The organism is Mariniflexile jejuense (genome assembly GCF_042675665.1).
GTDB lineage: Bacteria > Bacteroidota > Bacteroidia > Flavobacteriales > Flavobacteriaceae > Mariniflexile > Mariniflexile jejuense.
The window spans coordinates 941318-964590 of sequence record NZ_JBHTJI010000001.1 but is presented as its reverse complement, the minus strand read 5'-3'; the positions used below and the strand labels follow the sequence as shown (position 1 = coordinate 964590).

Here is a 23273-nt window from a genome sequence, read left to right as displayed (position 1 = left end):
TATTATTTTTTCTCATCTTCATTGTCTTTTGATGCTTTGTTCCACACTTTTATTTTGTCACCTTTTTTAACGCCTTCGGTAATTTCTACGTTTATACCATCAGATAAACCTAATGTAACATCTTGTTTTTTGTATTTACCGTCGCTTTGTAATATTTCAACAAATGGTTTTTCGGTTATTCTGTTATATTGAAGTAATGCTTCTCTAATAGCCAAAATACTATCTTTAGCTTCAATATCAATTTCAGCATTAGCACTATAACCTGCTCTTATATTGGTTGTATTATCTAGTGTAACATTGGCTTTAACTGTAAATTGAACAGCGCCATTTTCCTCAACACCTCTAGGTGCTACAAAGGTTAGTTTTGCAGGAAACTGCTTTTCGTTAATAGCTCCTAAAATTATTTTTATTTCTTTGCCTTCTTTTAGTTTGCCTACTTCAGCTTCATCAACTTTACCTTCAAAAATCATGAAACTCATGTCGGCTATAATAGCGATAGTAGTACCTGCATTAAAGTTGTTACTTTGAATAACTTGGTCGCCTTCACGAACAGGAATTTCTAAAATTGTACCCGCTATTTGAGCTATGATATTTGTATTTGCCGAACTTCCACTTGCTATAGAACCACGTTTTATAATTTGATAATCGTTTTGAGCTTGTGATAAAGTTTCTTTTGCTTGTTTATATGACAACTCGCTGTTTTCAAAATCTTGTTTTGAAATAACGCCTTTATCAAAAAGTGTTTTGTTTCTATCGTATAGTATTTTTGCGTTATCAAATGCTAACTTACTTGAAGAAATTCTGCTACTAGCACTTACCAAACTTTGTTCGTTAGGCACAACTCTAATTTTTGCAATTAAGTCGCCTTTTTTAACAATATCACCTTCTTCAACAAGAATTTCATCAACAATACCAGAAATTTGAGGTTTTAATTCAATTTCTTCTTCTGGGTTTAATTTACCTGTTGCTACCGCTTTGGTGTTTATTGATGTGTAAAAAGGTTCTTCAACTTTAAAATCTTCTATGGCTTTTGAGTTGGAATCTTTAAAATATTTTAACACGAATACTAGTAGTATGATGACAACTAATATTAAACTAATTTTTACTGTTTTATTCATTTTATTTTGATTGTTTATTCTTCTCTTAATGCTTGAATTGGTTTTATACTTGTGGCTTTAAATGCTGGAATTAATCCTATTAAAGTTCCTAATACAACTAGTATGATAAGTGCAATAAAAACAACTGCAATTGATACAGATGCATTTACCATAGCGGCATCTGGACCTTGCCCAAAAGCGGCATCTAAGGCAATTAAAATCCAGCCACCAGTTATGATTCCAAAAATACCAGCTACAAGTGTTAAAAACACAGCTTCAAGTACTATTTGGCGTTTAATTTCAAAAGGTGTTGCACCTAATGCGCGACGAATACCTATTTCTTTTGTACGTTCTCTAACGGTAATGAGTAAAATATTGCCAATTGCAAAAACACCTGCAATAAGTGTTGCTATACCTACAAACCATGTTAAAAATTGCATACCTGTTAAAAAACCTGTGATTTTTGCAAACTCTTTACCTAAATTGAAACTTCCAAAAGCCTGAGAATCATCCGGATGAATATTATTCAAGTTTTTTAATAATAATTTTACGTCTTCTTCAATTTGTTTGATATCGTATTCTGGCTTTCCTGTAATCATCATCCAACCTATTCTATCACCACGATTATAAATTTGCTGAAAGGTTGTGAATGGAATATGAATGTCTGTTGATGGTCCCATATTCATGTTTCCTACTTCAAAAACACCTACAACAGTAAAATTAATGCCATTAACATCTATATACTTACCAATGGCATCTTCGCCTTTTTCAAAAAGTTGTTTGTATGCATCTTCTGAAATGACTGCTATTTTTTTCTTATCATCAATATCATTTTGATTGATGAATCGACCATGAATAAGTTTTTTCTTTTGTAATTTATCTAGTAATGGATAATCGCCAGCCATTTGAAAACTACCCGAAAGGAAATTTCTAGTTGCTGTAGTACCTTGTTGGCTTCTTGGAAGCACAAACTCAATACCTTCTACGTTTTCTTCAACTTTTTTAGCATCGGTTAACGATAATCTTACTTGTTTTCCTTCTTGAAAACCTTTAAATGGTTTGCTTGTACTTTGTCCCCAAACAAATACACTGTTAGTTGCAAAATCACCAAACAGTCTGTTAAATGAGTTTTCTAAGCCTCTTGCAGAACCTAATAAGCCAATTAATAATAAAATTCCCCACCAAACACCTACCATAGTAAGAATAGACCTTAGTTTGTTTTTACTGAAGCTATCAAAAACTTCTTGCCACGTATCTCTTTCAAATAAAAATTTAAACATGTTAGTCGTTTCTTAGTGCTACAATTGGTTTAATTCTTGATGCTTTTTTGGCTGGTAAATAGCCTGCTATAGCGCCTGCAGCTATTAAGGTTAAGGTTGCGCCAATAACCAAACTATTACTTACACCTGGATCTTTTATAAAATAATCTTTTAATACAGGAGCTGAAAGCTCAATAACACCAAAACCTATTAACAAGCCTACATAGCCTGCTATAGCGGTTATTATTATAGATTCGATTAGGATAATTGACACTATGGATTTTGGTGAAGCACCTAAGGCCTTTCTAATACCTATTTCTTTGGTACGTTCTTTTACAATAAAAATCATAATGTTACTAATACCTACAACGCCAGCTATTAAGGTTCCAAAACCAATAACTAAAATAATAACTGTTAAACCAAAAGTCATTTGACCTACTGCTTTAGTACCTTCGGCCATATTACGAACTCTAACTGCACGTTGGTCGCTACTGGCTACCGAGAAACGTTCTTTAAGTTTTGCTGTTAATAACGAGCTAAAAGCTAAAGCTTCATCATAATCCATTTTAGGATTATAGGTTAGATTTATTTGGTCAATATAATCGTTGTTACCATAAACTTGTTGCGACGTAGTTACTGGCATGTATATGGTACGCTCTTCATAATCATTACCATCATCTGTAAAAATACCAACTACTTTATACGGAATACCGCTTAGGTTTATGTATTTACCTAAAGCGGTTGTTTTTAAAAATAAATCTTCTTCAATTTTTCTACCTATAACCACGACTTTGGTTCGGTTATCTAAATCGTTTTTGTTTATATAACGTCCTTCTACTATATTCGTTTTTTCAATAAATTGATGGTCTGGATGTACACCACGCAAACCGTAACTACTCTTTTCACCTCTAAAAGACGCTTGCACATCTTTATAAATACGGGCTGTAATAAATTCTACTTTGTCGCCAAACTCATCTTTAACATAATCCAAATCATTATTTTTAAATTGAATTTGTCTTCCAGCCTGCATGCCTTTATTGGCTTTTGTAGTTCTACCAGAATTAATAAAGATTGAATTTGTAGCATCATCACCAAAAGCTTCGGTAAAGGTGTTCTGTAAACCGTTGGCTATACCAAAAAGTATGGTAAACAATAAAATGGCAAATGCTACTGTAAAACCAGAAAGCAAACTCCTGGTTCTGTTTTTATTGATACTTTGATATATTTCGCGCCACAAGTCTAAATCAAACATACTGTTCTGCTCTTACTTGGTTTACTTGTACATCTTCTAGTATTATGCCATCTCGTAAGCGTACAATACGCTTGCACATATTTGCAATGTCTTCTTCGTGGGTTACCATTAAAATGGTTTTACCTTCATCATTTAATTGCTGAATAAACGCCATAATTTCATGCGACGTCGAGGTATCTAAAGCACCGGTTGGTTCATCAGCCAATAATAATTTGGGATTTGCAGCTAATGCTCTAGCAATAGCAACACGTTGGTTTTGACCACCTGATAATTCTTTAGGTAAATGATGTGCCCAATTAGCCAACCCTACTTTTTCTAAATGAAACATCGCCAATTCTTGACGTTCTTTTCGCTTCATACCTTGATAGTATAATGGCAATGCAACGTTTTCAAGGGCATTTTTATAATTTATAAGATTGAATGATTGGAAAATAAACCCTAAAAACTTGTTTCTGTAAACAGCCGCTTTTTTTTCGGTAAGGTTTTTTATGGGTAAGCCATCTAGAATATAATCGCCCGAATCGGCTTCATCTAGCATCCCAATAATATTAAGTAATGTTGATTTTCCAGAACCCGAAGAACCCATAATGGCTACCATTTCGCCTTCTTTAACCGATAAATCGATACCTTTTAAAACGTGTAAACTGGAATCTCCTATGGGATAGGATTTGTGTAATTGGCGTATTTCTAACATGCTTTGATTGATTAAGCTTGAAGCTTTGTTATTAGACTAACAACGCAAAGAAATGTTACATAAATTGATTAAAAAAGTTTTTATTACTTTTTTAACGTCTTGTATTTCTTATAGATAAAGAAGCCAATGCCACCAATTAATATATATGGAATTGCCATTAAGTACACAATACCATCGTTAATACCCTCTGCGACTGTTTGTGTCTCTTCACTTTCTAAAACAGCTCTACACATAGCGCATTGAGCGTTTGTTTCTATGAAAAAGAAATATGATAAGAGAAAAAAGATGATTTTGTTTTTCATTTTAACATTATAAAGTTCTCGACTGCGCTCGAACAGACATTTTATACATAATATGGCGAAATCATGATATAAACTATAACACCAGTAACCGCAACATATAACCATAACGGAAAGGTTATTTTTGCTATTTTTTTATGCTTTTCTATATTATTTGTTATTGCACGTACATACGTTATTAGCACAAACGGAATGATAATGATGGATAGCAAAATATGCGTTAAAAGAATAAAATAGTAAACATATTTGATAAAGCCTTCACCACCAAACTTTGTAGAATCGCTTGTCATGTGGTATGCTACATACATTACTAAAAACACTACTGAGCAGAGAATAGCTGTGGTCATTAAATTTTCGTGTAGTACAATATTTTTGTTTTTAATAGCAATAACAGCAAGTATTAAAATAATTGCTGTTAAGCCATTTATGGTGGCGTAAATTGGTGGCAAAAACGATAAAGGTTCTACATTTGGTATTCTTACACCAAATAGTATTGCTACCACTACTGGAATTACTATAGATAATATTACAATAAGTTTATTGTATTTTTTGTCGTCTAAAATTTCTTTTCCGTTATTCATTTAATAGTTTTTTAATATCTTCTTTTAATGCACTAATTTCTTGTTTAATACCTTCTTCATCTGTTTTTTCAGATTCCGAAATCATTCCATTGTAAAATATAATTGGGTTTCCATTTACAATTCTAGAACGTAAAAACCCATTTTTATCTATTAAAGCAAAATTTCCAGAATGTTCAAAACCGCCTGCGGCACCTTCTTCTTCAGCAGTGTAAAGATTAAACCCTTCGTTTGCTAATTTATAAATAGCTTCTTTATTGCCCGTCATTAAATGCCAATTTGGGTTTGTTACACCATATTGATTGGCATAGTTTTTTAAAACCTCTTGTGTATCGTAATCTGGGTTTATAGTGAATGATGCTACACCAAAATTTTCAAAACCTTTAAAAGCGTTTTGAATTTGAATAAGATTTGCATTCATACGTGGGCAAATGGTTGGGCATGTTGTAAAGAAAAATTCAATAACATATACCTTACCTATATAATCTTTATTACTTATAGTTTTTCCATTTTGATCTATAAATGAAAAAGCAGGTACTTTTTTAGGTTCGTTATTAATTTCTATAAATGCTAAATTGGAAAGTTTTGTTTTTTTACCATTTGCAAAATTACTTCTACTTTCATCTCTAGAAACATCGCCATTAGAAATGCGTTCAATTATTTTTGGAATAAAAATAATACCAAAAACTAAGATTATAAATGCTATTCCTATGTATGAATAATTTGTTTTTTTGCTCATTGTTTCTTAAGATAAAAAAGGTTTTAGAATAGTTAACCGAAAAATCTCTATTTAATTTGATGTTTCTTTTAAATCGTTTGCTCTTCGAGTTGAAGAATCGAATTCTCCTTTTCGTATTTGCCTGTATTCTGTAAATAAGATACGCAAATCATCACTCATTTTATTTTTAATTTCGGCAACTTCAATACAATTGTATGCATATAATTTATATGCTGCTTTTTTGCTTGCTATTTCATTATCCGTTCTATCATCTAATCGCCCGCGTTGGTTCAAATTTTTATCTACTATAAACACTTGATTTGTTGCTAATTCGTTATTTAAATCTATATTACTTCCTAAGCTATTGTACACGGTTTTAATGGCTTCAGGTTCTCCAAAAACAAAATGCCAAAACCTTAAATCTTCATAGCTACTTATTTCTGCTTTAAGTTTCTCAACAGCGTCTTCTGTTCCGTTAGGCACTAAAATTACAACTTGAAACTTTTTAAACCCCTTAAATTTATCATAAACCAACTCTTTTAAATTGGATGCCGTTATGCTATTATCAATTGGATTTTCACCCAAAAAACCAAGTACTGTAATATGGTCTTTTAATATAATTTTTTCTTCAGAATTAGATTTAAATTGACTAATATCTAAAACTGATTGATTTACAATATCAAGCGGCGTATAGTTATGCGTAGCAGGATATAAAAACAGTAAAAAAGTAACTGGAAGAAAAAATAAGATTCCTAAAATTAAGTAACGACCTGCTTTTTTATAGTTCATTAAAACCTTTTTTAATTAATGTGCAAAAATAAAAAAAGGCGGTTTAAAAACCGCCTTAATATATCTATTTAACTAATAATTAGTTAAAAATCTCTTTTTATAAATCCATTATCATATACTCTAAAAACGTATCCACCTTCTTGTAATAAGATGAATATTAAATAAAGTATTAAAAAGATAGCTGTCCAAACTACCATACGTCTTAAACCTTTAGTTTCATCGCGCATGTGCATGAAATCCCAAGTAATATAGTAAGCTTTTACTAATGTTAAGATAATAAATATCCAGTTTAAGGCTTTCATGCCTAAAAAATGAGCCTTTAAAGCCTCTGGTTTGTATATACCCAATACAACTTCAACAGCTGTAACAAGTGTTAAGAATATTAAAACACCCCAAATTTTTTGAGTATTCGATTTAAACTTAACTAAACCTCTAAATATTTCTAATTTATGTGCGTGTGCCATTTTAAAATATATTTTTATTTATTAAACTAGGTAGAAGAATGTAAATACAAATACCCAAACTAAATCTACAAAGTGCCAGTATAATCCAACTTTTTCAACCATTTCGTAGCTTTTACGTCTTTCATAGGTTCCTAATACCACATTAAAGAAAATGATGATATTAATTACAACACCTGAAAATACGTGAAACCCGTGAAATCCTGTAATGAAGAAAAAGAAGTCGGCAAATAACGGCGAACCATATTCATTTACATGTAAATTAGCACCTTCAACAACACGTTTACCATTTGCTTTCAACTGTTTTAAAGATTCAGCTCTTGTAAGTACTGTTTTATGTCCGTGTTCATCAAGTATTTGATTTCTTACTAAAATATTTTCATGTTTTTCTAATCCAGCAATTACTTCTTCTACTGTGTATGTTGGCAATGTTCCTTCACTTACAAACCAAATACCATTTTTACGTTCATGTTGTACGCGTTCGCCTTCGCCAGCTACAACAAAATCGCGTAAGGCTACACGATGACCATTTGTATCAACAAATTGAAGAATATTTCCTCCTTTTGTTTGTACTGCACCAAAATCGCCTTTTATAAATGTTGCCCATTCCCATGCTTGAGAGCCAACGAATATTAAACCACCAATAATGGTTAAAAACATGTAAAGTGTCACTTTAGCTTTGTTTAAATGATGACCTGCATCAACCGCCAATACCATAGTTACAGACGACATGATAAGTACAAACGTCATAAACGCTACGTAAATCATTGGCAATTCTTGCCCGTGTAAAAACGGTACGTGTGTAAACACCTCATCGGCAATTGGCCATGCGTCAATAAATTTAAATCTAGAAAATCCGTAAGCAGCTAAAAATCCGGAAAAAGTTAAAGCATCAGAAACGATGAAAAACCACATCATCATTTTACCGTAACTCGCTTTTAACGGCTCGTTACCACCTCCCCAAGTTTTTTCGTGTGTATCAGCGTTTGCAACTGTAGTACTCATATGTGTTGGTTATTTTTTAAAAGTTGGACAAAAATAGTCAATTTATCTATTTAATGAAATATACACGACTAAATTTAATAGACAATAAAAACAAAAATAGTTTAAAATATGATATATATCATTTCAAACATAATATCTCTACCTTACAAAATATAGGAATAAAAATAGATACACCCATAGAATATCAATAAAATGCCAAAAGGTTGAAGCCAGTTCAAAACCAAGCATTTTAGTTGGATTATATTTCTGTTTAAAATGATTATAAATTACTACTAGCAGGCAAATTAACCCAACCACTACGTGCAATATGTGTACAACTGCTATTAAATAGATGTACGACATGGTAACATTACTAGTTGGACCTGTAAAATTATAACCTAAATCTATAATTTGTTGAAAGCCCGAAAACTGATAGAAAATAAAAACTACACCTAAAATAAGTGTTACTAAAAGCCAAAGCATTGTGGCATTATTATTTGCTACTTTCAGTGCTTTTTTTGCTAATAAAAATGATACACTACTTAATATAATGACAATAGTGCTTATTATAAAAGCATTTGGTAACTGAAAATCTTTTAACCAATCTGGTCTTGAGCTGCTTACTACAAAAGCACTCGTCCATCCTGCAAACGACATAATAAGTGAAATAATACCAAACCAAAGCATCATTTTTTTTGCTCTACTATTTTTTTCTTCTAAAGTACCTTGTGTTAAATCCATAATTATCTAATAAATTTATCTATAACATACACTATTTGTACTAACGATATATAAGATACGCTAACCAACATAAGTTGTTTCGCAGCCTTTTCAGTCATTAATTTAAATAAGCGAATGGCGTAATACAACATCCACAACCCTAATACAAAAACAATTATTGCCGAAACTATTGATAATTGCAAGCGTCCTGTAAACCCAAAAACCGGAATAATAGAAACTAACAAGGTCCAGATTGTATACATAATGGTTTGTACCGCAGTACCTTTATCTTGTTTACCTGTTGGCAACATAAAAAACCCGCCTTTTTTATAATCTTCAAACAAAAACCAACCAATAGCCCAAAAATGTGGAAACTGCCAAAAAAACTGTAAAGCAAATAAGGTTCCTGGTTCAATACCAAAATCATCAGTCGCCGCTACCCAACCCAACATAAACGGAATAGCACCTGGTATAGCACCAACAAAAACCGCTAAAGGTGTTTTGGTTTTTAAAGGCGTATAAACACAGGTATATAAAAATATGGATATAGCACCAAACATAGCCGTTTGCTTATTTATGGTGTACAAAATAATTATGCCTAAAAGTGTGAATATACAAGCAATTATAAAGGCAGTGGTAACAGACATTCTACCAGCAGGAATAGGTCTATTTTTTGTTCTATCCATTAAGGTGTCCAAATCTTTTTCAATAATTTGATTGAATGCGTTTGATGCGCCTACCATAAAATAGCCGCCAAATGCCAGTAAAATCAAAGTTTTAAAATCAACCGTTTCCACACCTAGCAAATAACCTGCAAGCGATGAAAACACCACGCTTAATGCCAATCGCATTTTAGTGATTTCTTTAAAATCTGAAATTGCCGAAGGTGTTGCTAATGACGTTTTTGGATTACTCAATGTTTTGTTACCTAATGCGTTTTGTAATGCGAGTGCAAAGATACTTTATAAAATAATTTGAACAATGTTTTTTATTGGTAATTTATTTGGGGAAATCTGTCGTTCATTTTTAATTATTGGCAACGTTTATCTTTACGAATATCATAACTTATAGTGTTTATGAAATTTTTCAAACAAAAATTACCGTTTGTCGGTAAATGGTTAAAATTTAAAAAGGGTTTTGTTCGAGTCATGTTTTACATTCCTTCGAGGATTCTTCGGTAAAATCCTTATGTTCAAGGATTCCTGAATAAACCTCGAACAAATATGGAATAAAACTGTAAAAAGAGGTGTTTTGTATGTGTTTTGTCGCTGTTTTGGGGTAAAAAATACTTGTTTACAAACAAGCAAGTTATTAGGCTTACTCTTCGCCGCTTTTTTTCTATTTTTAATTGTTATCGCTAAAATAAATACCTTTAGTTTCAATAGCTTCATTAGGTATTGATAATGCGCTTTTTTTAGTGCTTAAAACAAGGTTTTTAAAATGGATGTTTTTACCACCAAGTACGTCAATAATACTATCGGGTGTTTTAATAGTTGTGTTTTTTATGCTTAGGTTTTTGGCATCATTAATAAAAATAAGATTACTACAATTGGCATCTACATTGTCAATGGTTAAATTAGTGAGTGGCGACTCTGGTATGCCAATTACTTTTAAAAAGTGCGTGCCGTTTTCAATAATAATGTTTGAAATTTGTACGTTTCTGTAGTAAGGCGTTAAGCTGTTTATGGCTCTTGCAGGAAGCCTTTCGGCTAAATCGCCAACATAGGCAGGTGTACCTAACATATCCCATTTTATACAAGTAGCTTCAAGATTCATTCTTATGCGGTCGTAAAATAAATTTTCACCACCACCTCCTCGTGGGCGTCGGGTTTTAAAGCGTATGCCAACACCAGTGCCATCAAACACACAATCGTGTACATATAGGTTTTTTATACCGCCAGCAGTTTCGCTTCCGCAGGTAATGCCACCATGCCCTTTAAGTGCCAAACAATAGCGAACTACCACGTTTTCGGTTGCTTTGTTTACGTTTAGGCCATCTTCACCACGACCCGATTTCATCGTAAAGGCATCATCGCCAGTACTTAAGGTACAATATTCAATTAGGACGTTTTTTGACGATTCTATATCGATGCCATCACCACGAGGGATACCAACCGAATTTACTGAAACACCTCGAATAATCACATTATCACAGTACACAGGTACAATGTTCCAAAAAGCGGTGTTTTCTAATGAAACGCCTTCTATATATACCTTTTTGCAGTTAATAGGTGATATAAATTTAGGAGGAAAAATCCAATCTTCAACCGAGCCATCGTGTATTCTAGCTTCGGCAGGGTTGGTTAAATCTACCAAACTTTCAATAGGCGTCATGTACGAGCGTTCTTTAATTTCGCCAGCATAAGGGCCAATTAATTTACCGTTTCCTGTGATGGCTATATTTTCTTGATTGTTGGCGTATATACAGGCAGCAAGCGACATCAGTTCCATGCTTTCAACCCTTGTAAACACCGCAGGTTGGTAATCTTTTATATTGGTACTAAAGCGTATAATAGCACCATCTTCAAAATGCAAATTCACATTACTTTTTAAAGTAATGCGACCTGTTAGCCATTCGCCTTTGGGGATGATGACTTTACCACCGCCAAGGCTACTTAACTCATCAATAGCGTTTTGTATAATGGTGGTTACTAGCTCGCCTTCAGTAGCATTTTTATCAATAATGTTAATACTTCTGTTTGTGAATACGGGTTTTGTAAAATTAGGCATGCTAAACGGTGCAACAACAGGAGCAATGGTGTCGGGTAATACCAAATGCCCAACTTGTGCTTTGGTAGGTATGGTAGCTAGCTGGCTATAATCGACACCCGTTTTGGCTTGTTTGCAGTTATATACAATGATAAAAGAGATGAAGGCAAGAAACGTTCGCATGTGGTGGATGTTAATGTAGTTGTTAAGCCTACAAAAGTAACACATGCCTTATTAAAGGGCATGTTTTTTTGTTCGATGGTGTATTTGATAAAAACGGTTAGCGTTTTAATTTTGAAAATTAATCCCAAACCACTACACAACACCTTTTACTTTTACGAAAAAAATAAAAGGTGTTGTAAGGGTGTTTAATTTAGAAGTATTTGTTTTGTAATGTATTGATATTTAAATTACTTATTGAAAAATTTTATGGTTTTTATGCTACCAGATTCATGTTCGGTTAAAAAAATGTAAAAACTAGATTTAAGTTGTAAGTTTAGTTTAGAAATATCAAAGGTTTGGTTATTAACATCAATCAATGTTTTTTTTGCGTATATCCTGTTTCCTAAAGCATCTAATATTTTAATGTTATTGATGCCAAATAAGGTATTAGGGAATTTCACCATTGCTTTTTTATTAATTGGGTTGAAGTAAAGTTGAATGTTTTGTGACTCGAACGTGTTTTTTTCGGGCGATGATTTTACTTTTTTTGTTGTTTGTATTTGCGAACTAGAACTAATTACCAACGGGTATTCGTAAATGGCTATCTCATTAACAGCAGCAAATACATTATCATACATAGAAAATCTTAAGTACCTTGTTGTAATATCTATAGGGTGTTTTTTCCACGTATTGTAACTATTACACGGTTCTACAAACAACGTGTTCCAGTTAGAAGAATTGCCGTATTCAACGGTAAAATTACTCATATCGTTCATATCGTGTAGGTGTATTTCGGCTAGATGTCGTTCTTCTTTTAAATCGATAATAACATGATAAGGTGCTTTATTCATGTTCCAAAATGGTTTCCAAGAGTTGCTAGTTGGGTGTAAACCAGAAATGGGTGAAATGTTTTGTTCATCAAATAATAAAGAAGGTGATTGTAAGCTTCCGCCAGAAACCGAATCGATAACCATATCCGAAGTTATTGAAACTCTTATAGGGTCTGGAATTACATTAAAGTATTCTGGTCCTCCTGGAGCACCAAGGTTTAAATACTCGGTTGGGTTACTTTGAGATAATGAATAGTCGTTTTCATTTGGGTTATTAAAACTTATTGATGGTAATGAAGTGAGCGTATTATTGTTTACATAGTAATTATTAGAATTTCCTGATTGGTTAAGATAAAAAGGAATGTTTGTGTTGTAGGTGTTATGTTGAACGGACAGGTAATTAATCTCATTCATGTTTTTAATAACCTCACTTGATTGTGATGCTAAAAAATAATTGTTGTTTATGCTAATACTATCGTTTGCAACACTAAACAGTCGGTTATCGCTAAAAATACCAAGGGTAGCTTCAATATAGTTGTTGTAAAAATGGCAATTGCCTTTACCAAAATTAATGATACCATGACCAGGAGCACCAGAAAGAATGTTGTTATACACATTGGCTTCACTATTATCACCAATTTGAAGAATATTGGTTTGGTAAATCTCGCCATCTAATCCAGAATTTAAAAGGGTATTATTATAAACCTGTATATCTTCAACCATATTGGCTATTTGAATGGCTTCACGACCTGTATTTTTAACAATGTTGTTATATACTTTAACATGTTTAAATTCCATACCAGGGCTTTTGGTTTCGCCTAAATACATGCCTTCGGTGGCGTTTTCAATAAAACAGTCGTGTATAATTAAATTGTTAAATATAGGAATAGGGTTTGGAGGATTACCACCATAATCTTTTTTAGCATAAATACCAAAAAAACCATAATGACTTACTTTAATAAATTCGGCTTCGCAATCGGAGCTTAATTCGGCAAACGCTAATCCACACATATTGGCAGAAAGCAAAAAGCCATATTTAAAGTTAGGATGTCCAGCACCACTTATTTTGATGTATTTTGAGTTTTCAAATACAATGGCACCCCAGCTTTGAGAGTCGTCTATTTTTACTTGCCCATTTTTATTAATAATAACAATGGGATTTGTTACATTTCCTACTATCGATTGAAATCGTAACGGTTTTGTTCTATCCGAATTCACATAAATAGTGTCTCCGCCAATAGGGGTTTTGCCTAGTGTTTGGGCATTAACATAGTAAGGAAATGAATTATCTATAGTAAACTTTGTGTTTTGAGAGCTTACTATCGATACGATAAAAAAAGAGAGAGGGAAAAAAAAATGTTTAAATGAATAGCAAATACAATCTTCTACGGTTGTATTGTAATTTTTCATTGTTTAAATTGTTAATTATTTCACATAAAGGTTTAAAAATAAAGGTATTATTAGTAAAGTTAACTTATTTATTGTTGTGATAGGTTAAGAAAATGTAGTTTTTTTAAATGAAAAAGTAAATGTTTTAAAATACCCGCTTGGTTAAGGTTGATTAACTTATTTTTAAAAATTAAGCTTACTGAACAAATCCCATATAACAACACCTGTAGTAACCGAGATATTTAATGAATGTTTGGTTCCAAATTGAGGAATCTCTATCACATAATCGCTGTTAGATACTACGTTTTGTGCAACACCTTTAACTTCATTACCAAAAACTAAAGCGTATTTAGTGTTTGGTTCGGGTTTAAAATGGTTTAACATGATAGCGTTTTCGGCTTGCTCTAAAGATATAACTTTGATGCTTTCAGCTTTTAGTTTTTCAATTAAAGACAGCGTGTTTTCAATATATTCCCAAGCTACGGTTTCGGTGCTTCCTAAAGCGGTTTTATGTATGTCTTTATGAGGTGGTATTGCTGTAATGCCACATAAATAAATTTTTTCTATTAAAAAGGCATCACAGGTTCTAAAAACAGATCCAATATTGTTTAAACTCCTTATGTTATCTAGAATAACTATAAGAGGTGTTTTTTTAGCAAGCTTAAAATCGGTTACACTTAAGCGATCTAATTCATTATTTTTTAGTTTTCTCATAAAAGGTGTATTTAAAACCAGTAAAAAATCAGGTATCTAAGAATGTTTTACCGTTCGTCGGCACAAATCTACTAATTCATCGACACTTTTTAGGGGTTTTAAATAAAAATGTAAAAACTTACGCTCTAAAAAACGTATCTTTACTACGCTTTAATTGGCTTCAATAGCAATTGAAAATATAAGTTAAAGTTTTTTGTTAACATTAAAACCAACATGAAAACCCTACAATCTAAACTAATCCTTTCGATAATCCTTTTAAGCCTATTTACTTCATGCGAAATTAAGGATGATATAACTAATGAAGAAAAATTAAATTCGGGTGATGTATCGTTAAATGATATAAAGATACCTTCTGGGTTTAATTTTGTTACCGACCAGCAAGTGCAAGTGGTTATAAATGACAATACACCATACGTAAAGTACGATGTGTATGCGTACTCAAGCGAGCGTTATTTTGTTGGTATGGAAACTTATGAAAATGAAGAAGGAGTTGCCGTTACCGATTCGGTATTTAAATCGGATGTATTAAACCAATTTATATTTTCAGGAGTTCCGTTTAATGGTGTGCTTAGTCAAACTATTAAGTTGCCAAAATATTACACGCAGTTATACATAAGAAGAAAAGAAAACCTTCAATATTCGTCTTCAATTCAAAATATTAGTAACGGTAAGATTAACTACACAGGAAAGTCTAATACAAAAAAGTCTGTTGTTGGTAAAAAACTGGCTTCGGGTGTTACCGATATTTTATATTGTGTAAATGGAAGTGCAGAGTTGTTTCAGGTTGATCCGCTTACAGGTGTTTACACACCTATATCTAATATGCCAATGGGAAGTTATACATGTGCAATAGACCAATCGGCAAAAGCCTTATATTCCATAGGTAAAAGTAGCCCTTATCCATTAATGAAATATTCCATTGAAACTAACACATGGCAAACCATTAAAAATTTGGGTAAAGGTGGTCCTAGGCTGGATTATAATGCTAATGATGGATTACTTTATTTTTCTAATGGCGATATTTTGTATACCATCGATCCTGTTAATGGTAATTTTTTAAATACTTGGAAGATTACAGGATTGCACAACACCAATGGTGGAGATCTTGCATTTGCTGCCGATGACACCTTGTATTTGTGCACCTTTTCAGGGCTTTACAGGTTACAATTAACTCAAAACAATACGTATCAAAGCACTAGAATTAGTGCAGATAATTTGCCTTTTTCACCAACCTCTATGACTTTTGATTCAAATAATGAACTATGGCTATCTGAAAGTAGTAACAGTTCAGATTTGATTATTATGGATACACAAACAGGCGGATGGCGTTATAAGTATGGTAAAAATGCAGGTAATGGTACAGATTATGGTCGAACCATTAACGATTTAACAACCTTTAGAATTTATCCAACAACCCAAGTAAATACAGATACTGATGGCGATGGTATTATAGATTTAGATGATGTGTTTCCGCAAGACGCCAACAAAGCTTTTGAAGTTTTTACACCAAGTAAATATGGTTTAGGTACTTTAGCTTTTGAAGACTTATGGCCGTCAACAGGTGATTATGATTTTAATGATTTGGCTTTAAATTACAATGCAGTTGCTATATTAAACTCGCAAAACTTGGTAGTACAACTAGACTTTACATACAAAGTGAAATCTAATGGTGCTGGTTATACCAACGGATTTGGTATAGAACTTGAAAATATCTTACCTTCGCAAATACAAAGTGTAACAGGCATAAGTTTAAACCACAATTATATTACATTAAACGCCAATGGTACCGAAGCAGGCCAAAATAATGCGGTTGTTATTTTGTTTGATGATGCCGCTAAAATGTTAATGAATGAGTTAACATTATCCATTAAATTTACACAACCTTTAAGTACAAATGTTTTAGGAGTTGCGCCTTTTAATCCATTTTTAATTGTAAATAAAACTAGAAATAAAGAAGTGCATTTGCCTAATGGTCACACAACCAGCTTAGGTCAAAAAAACTATCAAATAGCAGGAGTAAATAAAGATCCAGATGGAAATTATCTTTCAAGTAACGGGCTTCCATGGGGTATAAGTATAATACACGATTTTAAAGTGCCTAAAGAGAAAGTGGCAATAAATCAAGCTTACAACTTCTTTACACAATGGGCAACCTCAGGAGGAACAAACTACCAAGATTGGTATAAAGATAATCCAGGAAATAGAAACGACGACTTGATTAATAGTAACCAATAAATTTAAATTGATTTAATAAAAAGCCTAGTTTTTTTAAAAAGCTAGGCTTTTTTAATTATGTAATGAATTGTATATAATATTATTTATTTTAGCAGTTCTATTAAAAAGTAAACAAATATTACATTGGCAAAAAAAGAAACCCCGTTAATGAAACAATATAATGCTATAAAAGCAAAATATCCTGATGCGTTATTGTTGTTTCGAGTGGGCGATTTTTATGAAACTTTTGGTGAAGATGCTGTTAAAGCAGCGGGTATTTTAGGTATTACCTTAACAAAACGCGGAGCAGGTAGCGATAGTGAAACACATTTAGCAGGTTTTCCACACCATTCTATAAATACCTATTTACCAAAATTAGTAAAGGCAGGGCATCGTGTTGCTATTTGTGATCAGCTTGAAGATCCAAAACAAACAAAAACTATTGTAAAACGTGGTGTTACCGAATTGGTAACGCCTGGGGTTGCGCTTAATGATGAGGTATTGGTATCTAAATCCAATAACTTTTTGTGTTCGGTATATTTTGATAAAAAATATATTGGTATTTCGTTTTTGGATATTTCTACAGGTGAGTTTTTAACTTCGCAAGGGAATGCGGAATACATTGATAAATTACTTCAAAATTTCAACCCGAGTGAGGTGTTGGTTTCTAAACAGAAACGTTCTCTTTTTAATGAAACCTTCGGAAAAGATTTCCATACCTTTTATATGGAAGATTGGGTATATCAAACCGATTATGCCTATGAAACCCTTATCAAACATTTCAACACCAAAACACTTAAGGGCTTTGGTATTGAAGATTTGTATGAAGGCATTATTGCATCAGGCTCCATTCTTCATTATTTAGGTGAAACACAGCATAATAAACTGCAACATATCACTTCCATTTCTAGAATTGCTGAAGATGCGTATGTGTGGATGGATAAATTCACCATTAGGAATTTAGAACTTTACAATTCTACCAACAACAATGCGGTAACGCTTTTAAATATTATTGACAGAACCATTTCGCCTATGGGTGGGCGTTTATTAAAACGTTGGTTGGCATTGCCTTTAAAGAAGCTAGATAAAATTAAACAACGCCATGAGGTGGTGAATTATTTGTCAAATGAAAACGGCACGCTTCAAAAAATACAAAATCACATTAAGCATATTGGCGATTTAGAACGCTTAATTTCGAAGGTGGCAACGGCAAAGGTGAATCCGCGCGAGGTTATTCAGCTTAAAAATTCATTGGAAGCTATTGTGCCCATAAAAGCATTGGCAACAAATTGTGATAATGAATCGTTGAAAATTATTGGCGATACGCTTCAAGGTTGCGATGTATTAAGGGCAAAAATAAAAGAAATGCTTAATGAAGATGCACCCGTTAATGTGTTAAAAGGGCATACCATTGCGCCAGGGTTTTCTTCAGAATTGGATGAATTGCGTGGCTTGTCTAAATCAGGCAAAGATTACCTCGATAAGATGCTACAACGCGAAACCGAGCGAACAGGCATCACATCCTTAAAAATAGATTCCAATAATGTGTTTGGGTATTATATAGAAGTACGCAACACGCATAAAGATAAAGTGCCAGAAAGCTGGATACGTAAACAAACCTTGGTAAGTGCCGAACGTTACATTACCGAAGAACTTAAAGAATACGAAGCAAAAATTTTAGGTGCTGAAGATAAAATAATGGCCATTGAACAGCAATTGTTTGCAGAGATGGTAGGTTGGATGAACCAATACATAAAACCTGTACAACAAAATGCCTTTTTAATTGGGCAATTAGATTGTTTGTGTGGGTTTGCGCAATTGGCAACCGATAATAACTATATATATCCTGCTATTGATGAATCGCACGATTTAGAAATAAAAGATGGCCGCCACCCCGTTATAGAAAAACAATTGCCTATTGGTGAAGCCTATATAGCGAATGATGTGTTTTTGGATAGAACAAATCAACAAATTATTATGATTACCGGACCTAATATGTCTGGTAAATCTGCCATTTTGCGTCAAACGGCTTTAATTGTGTTGTTGGCCCAAATAGGAAGTTTTGTGCCAGCAAAAGAAGCTAGAATTGGTTTGGTCGATAAGATTTTTACTAGGGTAGGTGCGAGCGATAATATTTCAATGGGCGAATCAACGTTTATGGTAGAGATGAATGAAACCGCTTCTATTTTGAACAATATTTCCGATAGAAGTTTGGTGCTGTTGGATGAAATTGGGCGTGGTACCAGTACCTATGATGGTATTTCGATAGCTTGGGCTATTAGTGAATATTTACACGAGCATCCAGCAAAACCAAAAACATTGTTTGCAACCCATTACCACGAACTGAATGAAATGACCGAAACTTTTGGGCGTATTAAAAACTACAATGTTTCGGTAAAGGAGTTAAAAGATAATGTGCTTTTTATAAGAAAACTGGTTGAAGGTGGAAGTGCGCATAGCTTTGGTATTCATGTGGCGAAAATGGCAGGTATGCCGCAACAGGTTTTGCATCGCGCTAACGCTATTTTGAAGAAATTGGAGGCTTCACATTCCAGTGAAGCGCTTACCGATAAGGTAAAAACATTGGCAGACGATATGCAATTAAGTTTTTTTAATTTAGACGACCCATTATTGGAAAACATAAAAGATGAAATATTACATATTGATATTGATACACTTACGCCAGTAGAAGCACTTATGAAATTAAATGAAATTAAGCGTATGTTGGTAAAGAAAAAGCGTGCGTAAAAATAATTTCATTTATTTTGTAAAAAGGCTTTGCAGTTCTTAGAAAAGTTTTAAATTTGCATCCGCAATAGCAATGTTGCACGTTCATTTAAAAACTGCGAAAGTAGCTCAGGGGTAGAGCATCACCTTGCCAAGGTGAGGGTCGCGGGTTCAAATCCCGTCTTTCGCTCTGAAACTTTCTTAAAAATATACCAAGACGCTGAGGTGGTGGAATTGGTAGACACGTTGGACTTAAAATCCAATGGCCATTAGGCTGTACGGGTTCAAGTCCCGTCCTCAGTACTAAAGCCTTATCATTTATTTGATAAGGCTTTTTTTATTTGTAACAAATCTCAACATTTTTATTTCTACCATTCATCTTCTTGTTCATTGCTGGTTATAAAATTAAATAAGCTTTTGTTTATGTTGTTTAATAAAGCTTCAATTTGAAACGGTACTTTTTCATAACCACTATCAACTTCACCATTTTTATCATGAAAACTACTTTTCTTAAATGTTATATCGCGTGCTTTTTCTTTTTTATTTTTTGATACAGTATAAGAAATTTCTATAGGTTCAAATCTGTATTCGCCATTTTTAAAGGTTATTTCAAATATGTAATTTAATGTTTCACACGTGTAATCTTTATCTAAACCAAAACAAATAGCACTGTTTGAAGTTGCTTCAATTCGTAATAGTTTATTCGCTTCTTTCTTTTTTATAACATTATTAGAACTATATTTTTCTTGAATCCATTCTAAGGATTTTTGATATAGAGTACTTTCATTAGTGTTTTTCACTTCAACAGATACAATGTTTGGGTTTAGACCAGCTGAGTTGTAAGTAAATGTTTTTTCGTTTGAATTTGTAGTTGGATCTTTTTTTGCATTAGCATTTGTTCCTGTTTGTGAAAAAGATAAAACAGAAGCTAGTAGAAGGATAAGTAGTATGCTTTTTTTCATAATATGGGGTTTAGTTTTCATAAATATAATCAATTATTAGAATATGATGCAAAAGTAGTGTTCAATGAAAAAATATGATTGAAATTCTTGTTGACTTAAAAAAAATAAGTATTTTTGTCAAACCAGAACAGAACAGAACGGTTTATGATTTTTGATATCAATTTTAATAGTGATATTCCTAAATACCAGCAATTAGTAAACGCTATTAACGATGCGCTTTCTAATAGTACATTGTCTAGTGGTGATGCGCTACCGTCTGTAAATTCTATTTGTAAAGATTATAGTTTGTCTAGAGATACGGTTTTTAAGGCTTATTCAATTTTAAAAGAAAACGGCGTTATAGAATCTGTTCCAAACAAAGGGTATTATGTAGCAAACGATACGCGAAAAGTGCTTTTGGTGCTAGATACGTTTAAAGCTTACAAAGAAGTTTTATACCATTCATTTGTAAATAATTTACCTAAAAATGTAATTGTAGATGTGCAATTTCATCATTACAACATTAATAATTTCAAAACTATTTTAAATAATAGTAAAGGTAAATATTATAAGTATGTGGTAATGACTTTTAATAATAAAGAAGTACTGGATGTGTTGTCAGATTTTGATAATGATAAATTATTACTAATCGATTGGAATGTCTATTCAACTGCATCAAACAACTATGTGTTTCAAGATTTTGGTAAGTCATTTTATGAAGCCTTAGAAACAGTCATTTCAGCATTTAAAAAATATAAAAAACTGGTATTTGTGTATCCAACATTCACTAAGCATCCAGTTGAATCTGTTACTTATTTTAAAAATTTCTGTGATACTTATAATTTTAAATATAAAATTGTAACCGAACCTGCCGAGTTTAAAATTGTAAAACACGAAGCATACATTAGCGTAAGCGATAGAATTTTAGGTATGTTTTTAGAACAATGCCGAACTAAAAATTTTGAACCAGGAACCGATGTAGGTTTTTTGTCATATAATGAAACACCTATGAAGCAATTCATTTACAAAGGTATTTCGGTAATATCAACCGACTTTCAAATGTTAGGTGCGCAAGCAGCAGCATTCATTACGCACGATAAACCATTACAAAGTTATATTCCAACTAAATTATTATTAAGAGAATCATTATAAATTATGTACTATTTAGGATTAGATATAGGTAGTTCTTCCATTAAAGCCGCATTGGTTGAAATAGCAACAGGAAAAAGTTTAGGCGTTGTGCAAGAGCCAGAGCAGGAAATGGGCATGCATGCTCAAAAAAACGGATGGGCAGAACAAAAACCTGAAGATTGGTGGCATCATGTATGCAATACCATACAGAAGTTAAAAAAACAGCACAATATTACAAGAACAGAAATAAAAGGCATCGGTATTTCATACCAAATGCACGGGTTGGTAATTGTTGATAAAGATGGTGTGCCATTAAGAAAAAGCATTATTTGGTGCGATAGTAGAGCAGTTGAAATAGGTAATAAAGCATTTGAAACCATAGGTGAAGATGTCTGTTCAGCAAATCTTTTAAACTCGCCAGCAAACTTTACAGCGTCAAAGTTAAAGTGGGTAAAAGACCACGAACCAGAAATTTATAAAAACATTTATAAGTTCATGCTTCCAGGAGATTATATTGCTTATAAGTTTTCAAACACAATAAATACAACTATTTCAGGGCTTTCAGAAGGTATTTTTTGGAATTTCAAAAAAGATGAAGTTGCCAATTTTCTTTTAGAACAGTATGGTATAGACAAAAATTTAGTACCAGATATTGTTGATACCTTCGGTTTACAATCTGTTGTAGATAAAAAAGGTGAAGCAGAAAGTGGTATCGCTACAGGAACACCTATATTTTATAGAGCAGGCGATCAGCCAAATAACGCGTTATCATTAAACGTATTCAATCCAGGTGAAGTCGCTGCAACTGGCGGAACATCGGGTGTTTTTTATGCTGTAACAAATAGTTTATCGGCAAAAGAAAGCGCACGTGTTAACAATTTTGCACACGTAAACTACAAAAAAGGTGCAGAAGCCAGAATAGGCAAGTTACTTTGTATAAATGGTGCAGGCATTCAATACCGTTGGTTGCTAAACAATTTAGCAGTAAGCTCGTATGAAGAAATGAATACGTTAGCATCAAGCATACCAGTAGGTTCCGATGGTGTATGTTTAATCCCGTTTGGCAATGGTGCAGAACGCATGCTAAATAACAAAGAAATAGGCACACGCATTGTAAACCTAAACCTAAACAATCACCATAAAGGGCATATATGTCGCGCCGCTTTAGAAGGTATTGCATTTTCATTCGTTTACGGTATGGAAATCTTAAAGTCCGATGGTATAAAACCAACGGTTATACGTGCAGGAAACGACAATTTATTCCGTTCCGAAATTTTTGCAAACACTGTAGCAACCTTGATAGAACAAGAAATTGAAATTTACAATACCACAGGCGCCATTGGAGCCGCAAGAGCAGCAGATTTACATAAAGGTAATTTTGAAAGCTTTGGAAAAGCTATTATCGATAACGACCATGTTATGACCTTCATGCCTTTTAAAGATAAAACAGCATACCAAGAAGCCTATAACAACTGGAAAACAGAATTAGAAATAATAATCAATAAAAAATAATAAAAAGAAAATAAACATTTGGGCGTTACCACAAGGGTCGGGCTTTTCGTTGCAATCTTTTGCTAAAAAAAGCAAAAGGATTTTCACTACAAT

The 23273-nt window shown here is 32.9% G+C and carries 20 protein-coding genes and 2 tRNA genes; 6 read left to right on the top strand and 16 right to left on the bottom strand.

What is annotated here, in order from left to right; all coding sequences use genetic code 11:
- Window positions 1–2: 2 nt before the first annotated feature.
- The 15 genes from ACFQ1R_RS04145 to ACFQ1R_RS04075 all read right to left on the bottom strand — a co-directional run bounded on the left by ACFQ1R_RS04145 (window position 3) and on the right by ACFQ1R_RS04075 (window position 14655).
- Window positions 3–1118 carry an efflux RND transporter periplasmic adaptor subunit gene (locus ACFQ1R_RS04145; protein ID WP_379924843.1) on the bottom strand — a complete coding sequence of 372 codons (1116 nt, stop codon included), beginning with the start codon at window positions 1116–1118 and terminating at the stop codon, window positions 3–5.
- 14 nt (window positions 1119–1132) lie between these two features.
- Window positions 1133–2377 (bottom strand): ABC transporter permease, encoded by a 1245-nt coding sequence (locus ACFQ1R_RS04140; protein ID WP_379924842.1) that lies wholly within the window; start codon window positions 2375–2377, stop codon window positions 1133–1135.
- 1 nt (window position 2378) lies between these two features.
- Complete coding sequence (locus ACFQ1R_RS04135; RefSeq protein ID WP_379924841.1) at window positions 2379–3608, bottom strand: ABC transporter permease; 1230 nt, start codon at window positions 3606–3608, stop codon at window positions 2379–2381.
- Entirely contained in the window at window positions 3601–4302 is a 702-nt protein-coding gene (locus ACFQ1R_RS04130; RefSeq protein WP_379924840.1) for an ABC transporter ATP-binding protein, read from the bottom strand. Before ACFQ1R_RS04130 ends, ACFQ1R_RS04135 begins: the two co-directional genes overlap by 8 nt.
- A gap of 83 nt (window positions 4303–4385) precedes the next feature.
- Entirely contained in the window at window positions 4386–4604 is a 219-nt protein-coding gene (locus ACFQ1R_RS04125; protein ID WP_379924839.1) for a hypothetical protein, read from the bottom strand.
- A 41-nt stretch (window positions 4605–4645) separates the two neighbouring features.
- Window positions 4646–5182 (bottom strand): DUF420 domain-containing protein, encoded by a 537-nt coding sequence (locus tag ACFQ1R_RS04120; protein WP_379924838.1) that lies wholly within the window; start codon window positions 5180–5182, stop codon window positions 4646–4648.
- On the bottom strand, window positions 5175–5918 hold the full coding sequence (locus ACFQ1R_RS04115; protein ID WP_379924837.1) for an SCO family protein: 744 nt from the start codon (window positions 5916–5918) through the stop codon (window positions 5175–5177). The genes ACFQ1R_RS04120 and ACFQ1R_RS04115 overlap by 8 nt, the downstream gene beginning before the upstream one ends.
- Window positions 5919–5969: 51 nt before the next feature.
- Window positions 5970–6686, bottom strand: a complete 717-nt coding sequence (locus tag ACFQ1R_RS04110) for a hypothetical protein (protein ID WP_379924836.1) — start codon at window positions 6684–6686, stop codon at window positions 5970–5972.
- A gap of 83 nt (window positions 6687–6769) precedes the next feature.
- Entirely contained in the window at window positions 6770–7150 is a 381-nt protein-coding gene (locus ACFQ1R_RS04105; RefSeq protein ID WP_379924835.1) for a cytochrome C oxidase subunit IV family protein, read from the bottom strand.
- A 21-nt stretch (window positions 7151–7171) separates the two neighbouring features.
- Window positions 7172–8152, bottom strand: coding sequence for a cytochrome c oxidase subunit 3 (locus ACFQ1R_RS04100; protein ID WP_379924834.1), 981 nt, complete (start codon window positions 8150–8152; stop codon window positions 7172–7174).
- Between the two features lie 138 nt (window positions 8153–8290).
- Window positions 8291–8872 (bottom strand): cytochrome c oxidase subunit 3, encoded by a 582-nt coding sequence (locus tag ACFQ1R_RS04095; protein ID WP_379924833.1) that lies wholly within the window; start codon window positions 8870–8872, stop codon window positions 8291–8293.
- Between the two features lie 2 nt (window positions 8873–8874).
- Window positions 8875–9768, bottom strand: a complete 894-nt coding sequence (gene cyoE, locus ACFQ1R_RS04090; RefSeq protein ID WP_379924832.1) for a heme o synthase — start codon at window positions 9766–9768, stop codon at window positions 8875–8877.
- Between the two features lie 427 nt (window positions 9769–10195).
- A complete protein-coding gene (locus ACFQ1R_RS04085; protein WP_379924831.1) occupies window positions 10196–11743 on the bottom strand; it encodes a glycoside hydrolase family 28 protein in 1548 nt (515 codons plus the stop codon).
- Window positions 11744–11970: 227 nt separating this feature from the next.
- On the bottom strand, window positions 11971–13962 hold the full coding sequence (locus ACFQ1R_RS04080) for a hypothetical protein (protein WP_379924830.1): 1992 nt from the start codon (window positions 13960–13962) through the stop codon (window positions 11971–11973).
- A 162-nt stretch (window positions 13963–14124) separates the two neighbouring features.
- Window positions 14125–14655 carry an RNA methyltransferase gene (locus ACFQ1R_RS04075; RefSeq protein ID WP_379924829.1) on the bottom strand — a complete coding sequence of 177 codons (531 nt, stop codon included), beginning with the start codon at window positions 14653–14655 and terminating at the stop codon, window positions 14125–14127.
- A gap of 213 nt (window positions 14656–14868) precedes the next feature.
- On the opposite strand from ACFQ1R_RS04075, the gene ACFQ1R_RS04070 reads away from it, so the two are divergent.
- The 4 genes from ACFQ1R_RS04070 to ACFQ1R_RS04055 all read left to right on the top strand — a co-directional run bounded on the left by ACFQ1R_RS04070 (window position 14869) and on the right by ACFQ1R_RS04055 (window position 19899).
- The gene (locus tag ACFQ1R_RS04070) at window positions 14869–16890 is read left to right on the top strand and encodes an LruC domain-containing protein (RefSeq protein WP_379924828.1); all 2022 of its coding nucleotides are present in this window, start codon (window positions 14869–14871) and stop codon (window positions 16888–16890) included.
- Between the two features lie 147 nt (window positions 16891–17037).
- Entirely contained in the window at window positions 17038–19617 is a 2580-nt protein-coding gene (gene mutS / locus ACFQ1R_RS04065; RefSeq protein WP_379924827.1) for a DNA mismatch repair protein MutS, read from the top strand.
- Between the two features lie 97 nt (window positions 19618–19714).
- Window positions 19715–19786: transfer RNA gene (locus ACFQ1R_RS04060), tRNA-Gly, on the top strand.
- 29 nt (window positions 19787–19815) lie between these two features.
- Window positions 19816–19899 (top strand) — tRNA-Leu (locus ACFQ1R_RS04055).
- 65 nt (window positions 19900–19964) lie between these two features.
- Here the strand turns inward: ACFQ1R_RS04055 and ACFQ1R_RS04050 are convergent.
- Window positions 19965–20558, bottom strand: a complete 594-nt coding sequence (locus tag ACFQ1R_RS04050; RefSeq protein ID WP_379924826.1) for a hypothetical protein — start codon at window positions 20556–20558, stop codon at window positions 19965–19967.
- A 114-nt stretch (window positions 20559–20672) separates the two neighbouring features.
- On the opposite strand from ACFQ1R_RS04050, the gene ACFQ1R_RS04045 reads away from it, so the two are divergent.
- Window positions 20673–21689, top strand: coding sequence for a GntR family transcriptional regulator (locus tag ACFQ1R_RS04045; protein WP_379924825.1), 1017 nt, complete (start codon window positions 20673–20675; stop codon window positions 21687–21689).
- 3 nt (window positions 21690–21692) lie between these two features.
- Window positions 21693–23180 (top strand): xylulokinase, encoded by a 1488-nt coding sequence (locus ACFQ1R_RS04040; protein WP_379924824.1) that lies wholly within the window; start codon window positions 21693–21695, stop codon window positions 23178–23180.
- Window positions 23181–23273 lie beyond the last annotated feature (93 nt).

What these genes read in the sequence shown, in the direction of transcription:
- ACFQ1R_RS04145 (WP_379924843.1), bottom strand. Translation starts at nt 1,118, where the DNA reads ATGAATAAAACAGTAAAAATTAGTTTAATATTAGTTGTCATCATACTA.
- ACFQ1R_RS04140 (WP_379924842.1), bottom strand. Translation starts at nt 2,377, where the DNA reads ATGTTTAAATTTTTATTTGAAAGAGATACGTGGCAAGAAGTTTTTGAT.
- ACFQ1R_RS04135 (WP_379924841.1), bottom strand. Translation starts at nt 3,608, where the DNA reads ATGTTTGATTTAGACTTGTGGCGCGAAATATATCAAAGTATCAATAAA.
- ACFQ1R_RS04130 (WP_379924840.1), bottom strand. Translation starts at nt 4,302, where the DNA reads ATGTTAGAAATACGCCAATTACACAAATCCTATCCCATAGGAGATTCC.
- ACFQ1R_RS04125 (WP_379924839.1), bottom strand. Translation starts at nt 4,604, where the DNA reads ATGAAAAACAAAATCATCTTTTTTCTCTTATCATATTTCTTTTTCATA.
- ACFQ1R_RS04120 (WP_379924838.1), bottom strand. Translation starts at nt 5,182, where the DNA reads ATGAATAACGGAAAAGAAATTTTAGACGACAAAAAATACAATAAACTT.
- ACFQ1R_RS04115 (WP_379924837.1), bottom strand. Translation starts at nt 5,918, where the DNA reads ATGAGCAAAAAAACAAATTATTCATACATAGGAATAGCATTTATAATC.
- ACFQ1R_RS04110 (WP_379924836.1), bottom strand. Translation starts at nt 6,686, where the DNA reads ATGAACTATAAAAAAGCAGGTCGTTACTTAATTTTAGGAATCTTATTT.
- ACFQ1R_RS04105 (WP_379924835.1), bottom strand. Translation starts at nt 7,150, where the DNA reads ATGGCACACGCACATAAATTAGAAATATTTAGAGGTTTAGTTAAGTTT.
- ACFQ1R_RS04100 (WP_379924834.1), bottom strand. Translation starts at nt 8,152, where the DNA reads ATGAGTACTACAGTTGCAAACGCTGATACACACGAAAAAACTTGGGGA.
- ACFQ1R_RS04095 (WP_379924833.1), bottom strand. Translation starts at nt 8,872, where the DNA reads ATGGATTTAACACAAGGTACTTTAGAAGAAAAAAATAGTAGAGCAAAA.
- ACFQ1R_RS04085 (WP_379924831.1), bottom strand. Translation starts at nt 11,743, where the DNA reads ATGCGAACGTTTCTTGCCTTCATCTCTTTTATCATTGTATATAACTGC.
- ACFQ1R_RS04080 (WP_379924830.1), bottom strand. Translation starts at nt 13,962, where the DNA reads ATGAAAAATTACAATACAACCGTAGAAGATTGTATTTGCTATTCATTT.
- ACFQ1R_RS04075 (WP_379924829.1), bottom strand. Translation starts at nt 14,655, where the DNA reads ATGAGAAAACTAAAAAATAATGAATTAGATCGCTTAAGTGTAACCGAT.
- ACFQ1R_RS04070 (WP_379924828.1), top strand. Translation starts at nt 14,869, where the DNA reads ATGAAAACCCTACAATCTAAACTAATCCTTTCGATAATCCTTTTAAGC.
- mutS (WP_379924827.1), top strand. Translation starts at nt 17,038, where the DNA reads ATGAAACAATATAATGCTATAAAAGCAAAATATCCTGATGCGTTATTG.
- ACFQ1R_RS04050 (WP_379924826.1), bottom strand. Translation starts at nt 20,558, where the DNA reads ATGAAAAAAAGCATACTACTTATCCTTCTACTAGCTTCTGTTTTATCT.
- ACFQ1R_RS04040 (WP_379924824.1), top strand. Translation starts at nt 21,693, where the DNA reads ATGTACTATTTAGGATTAGATATAGGTAGTTCTTCCATTAAAGCCGCA.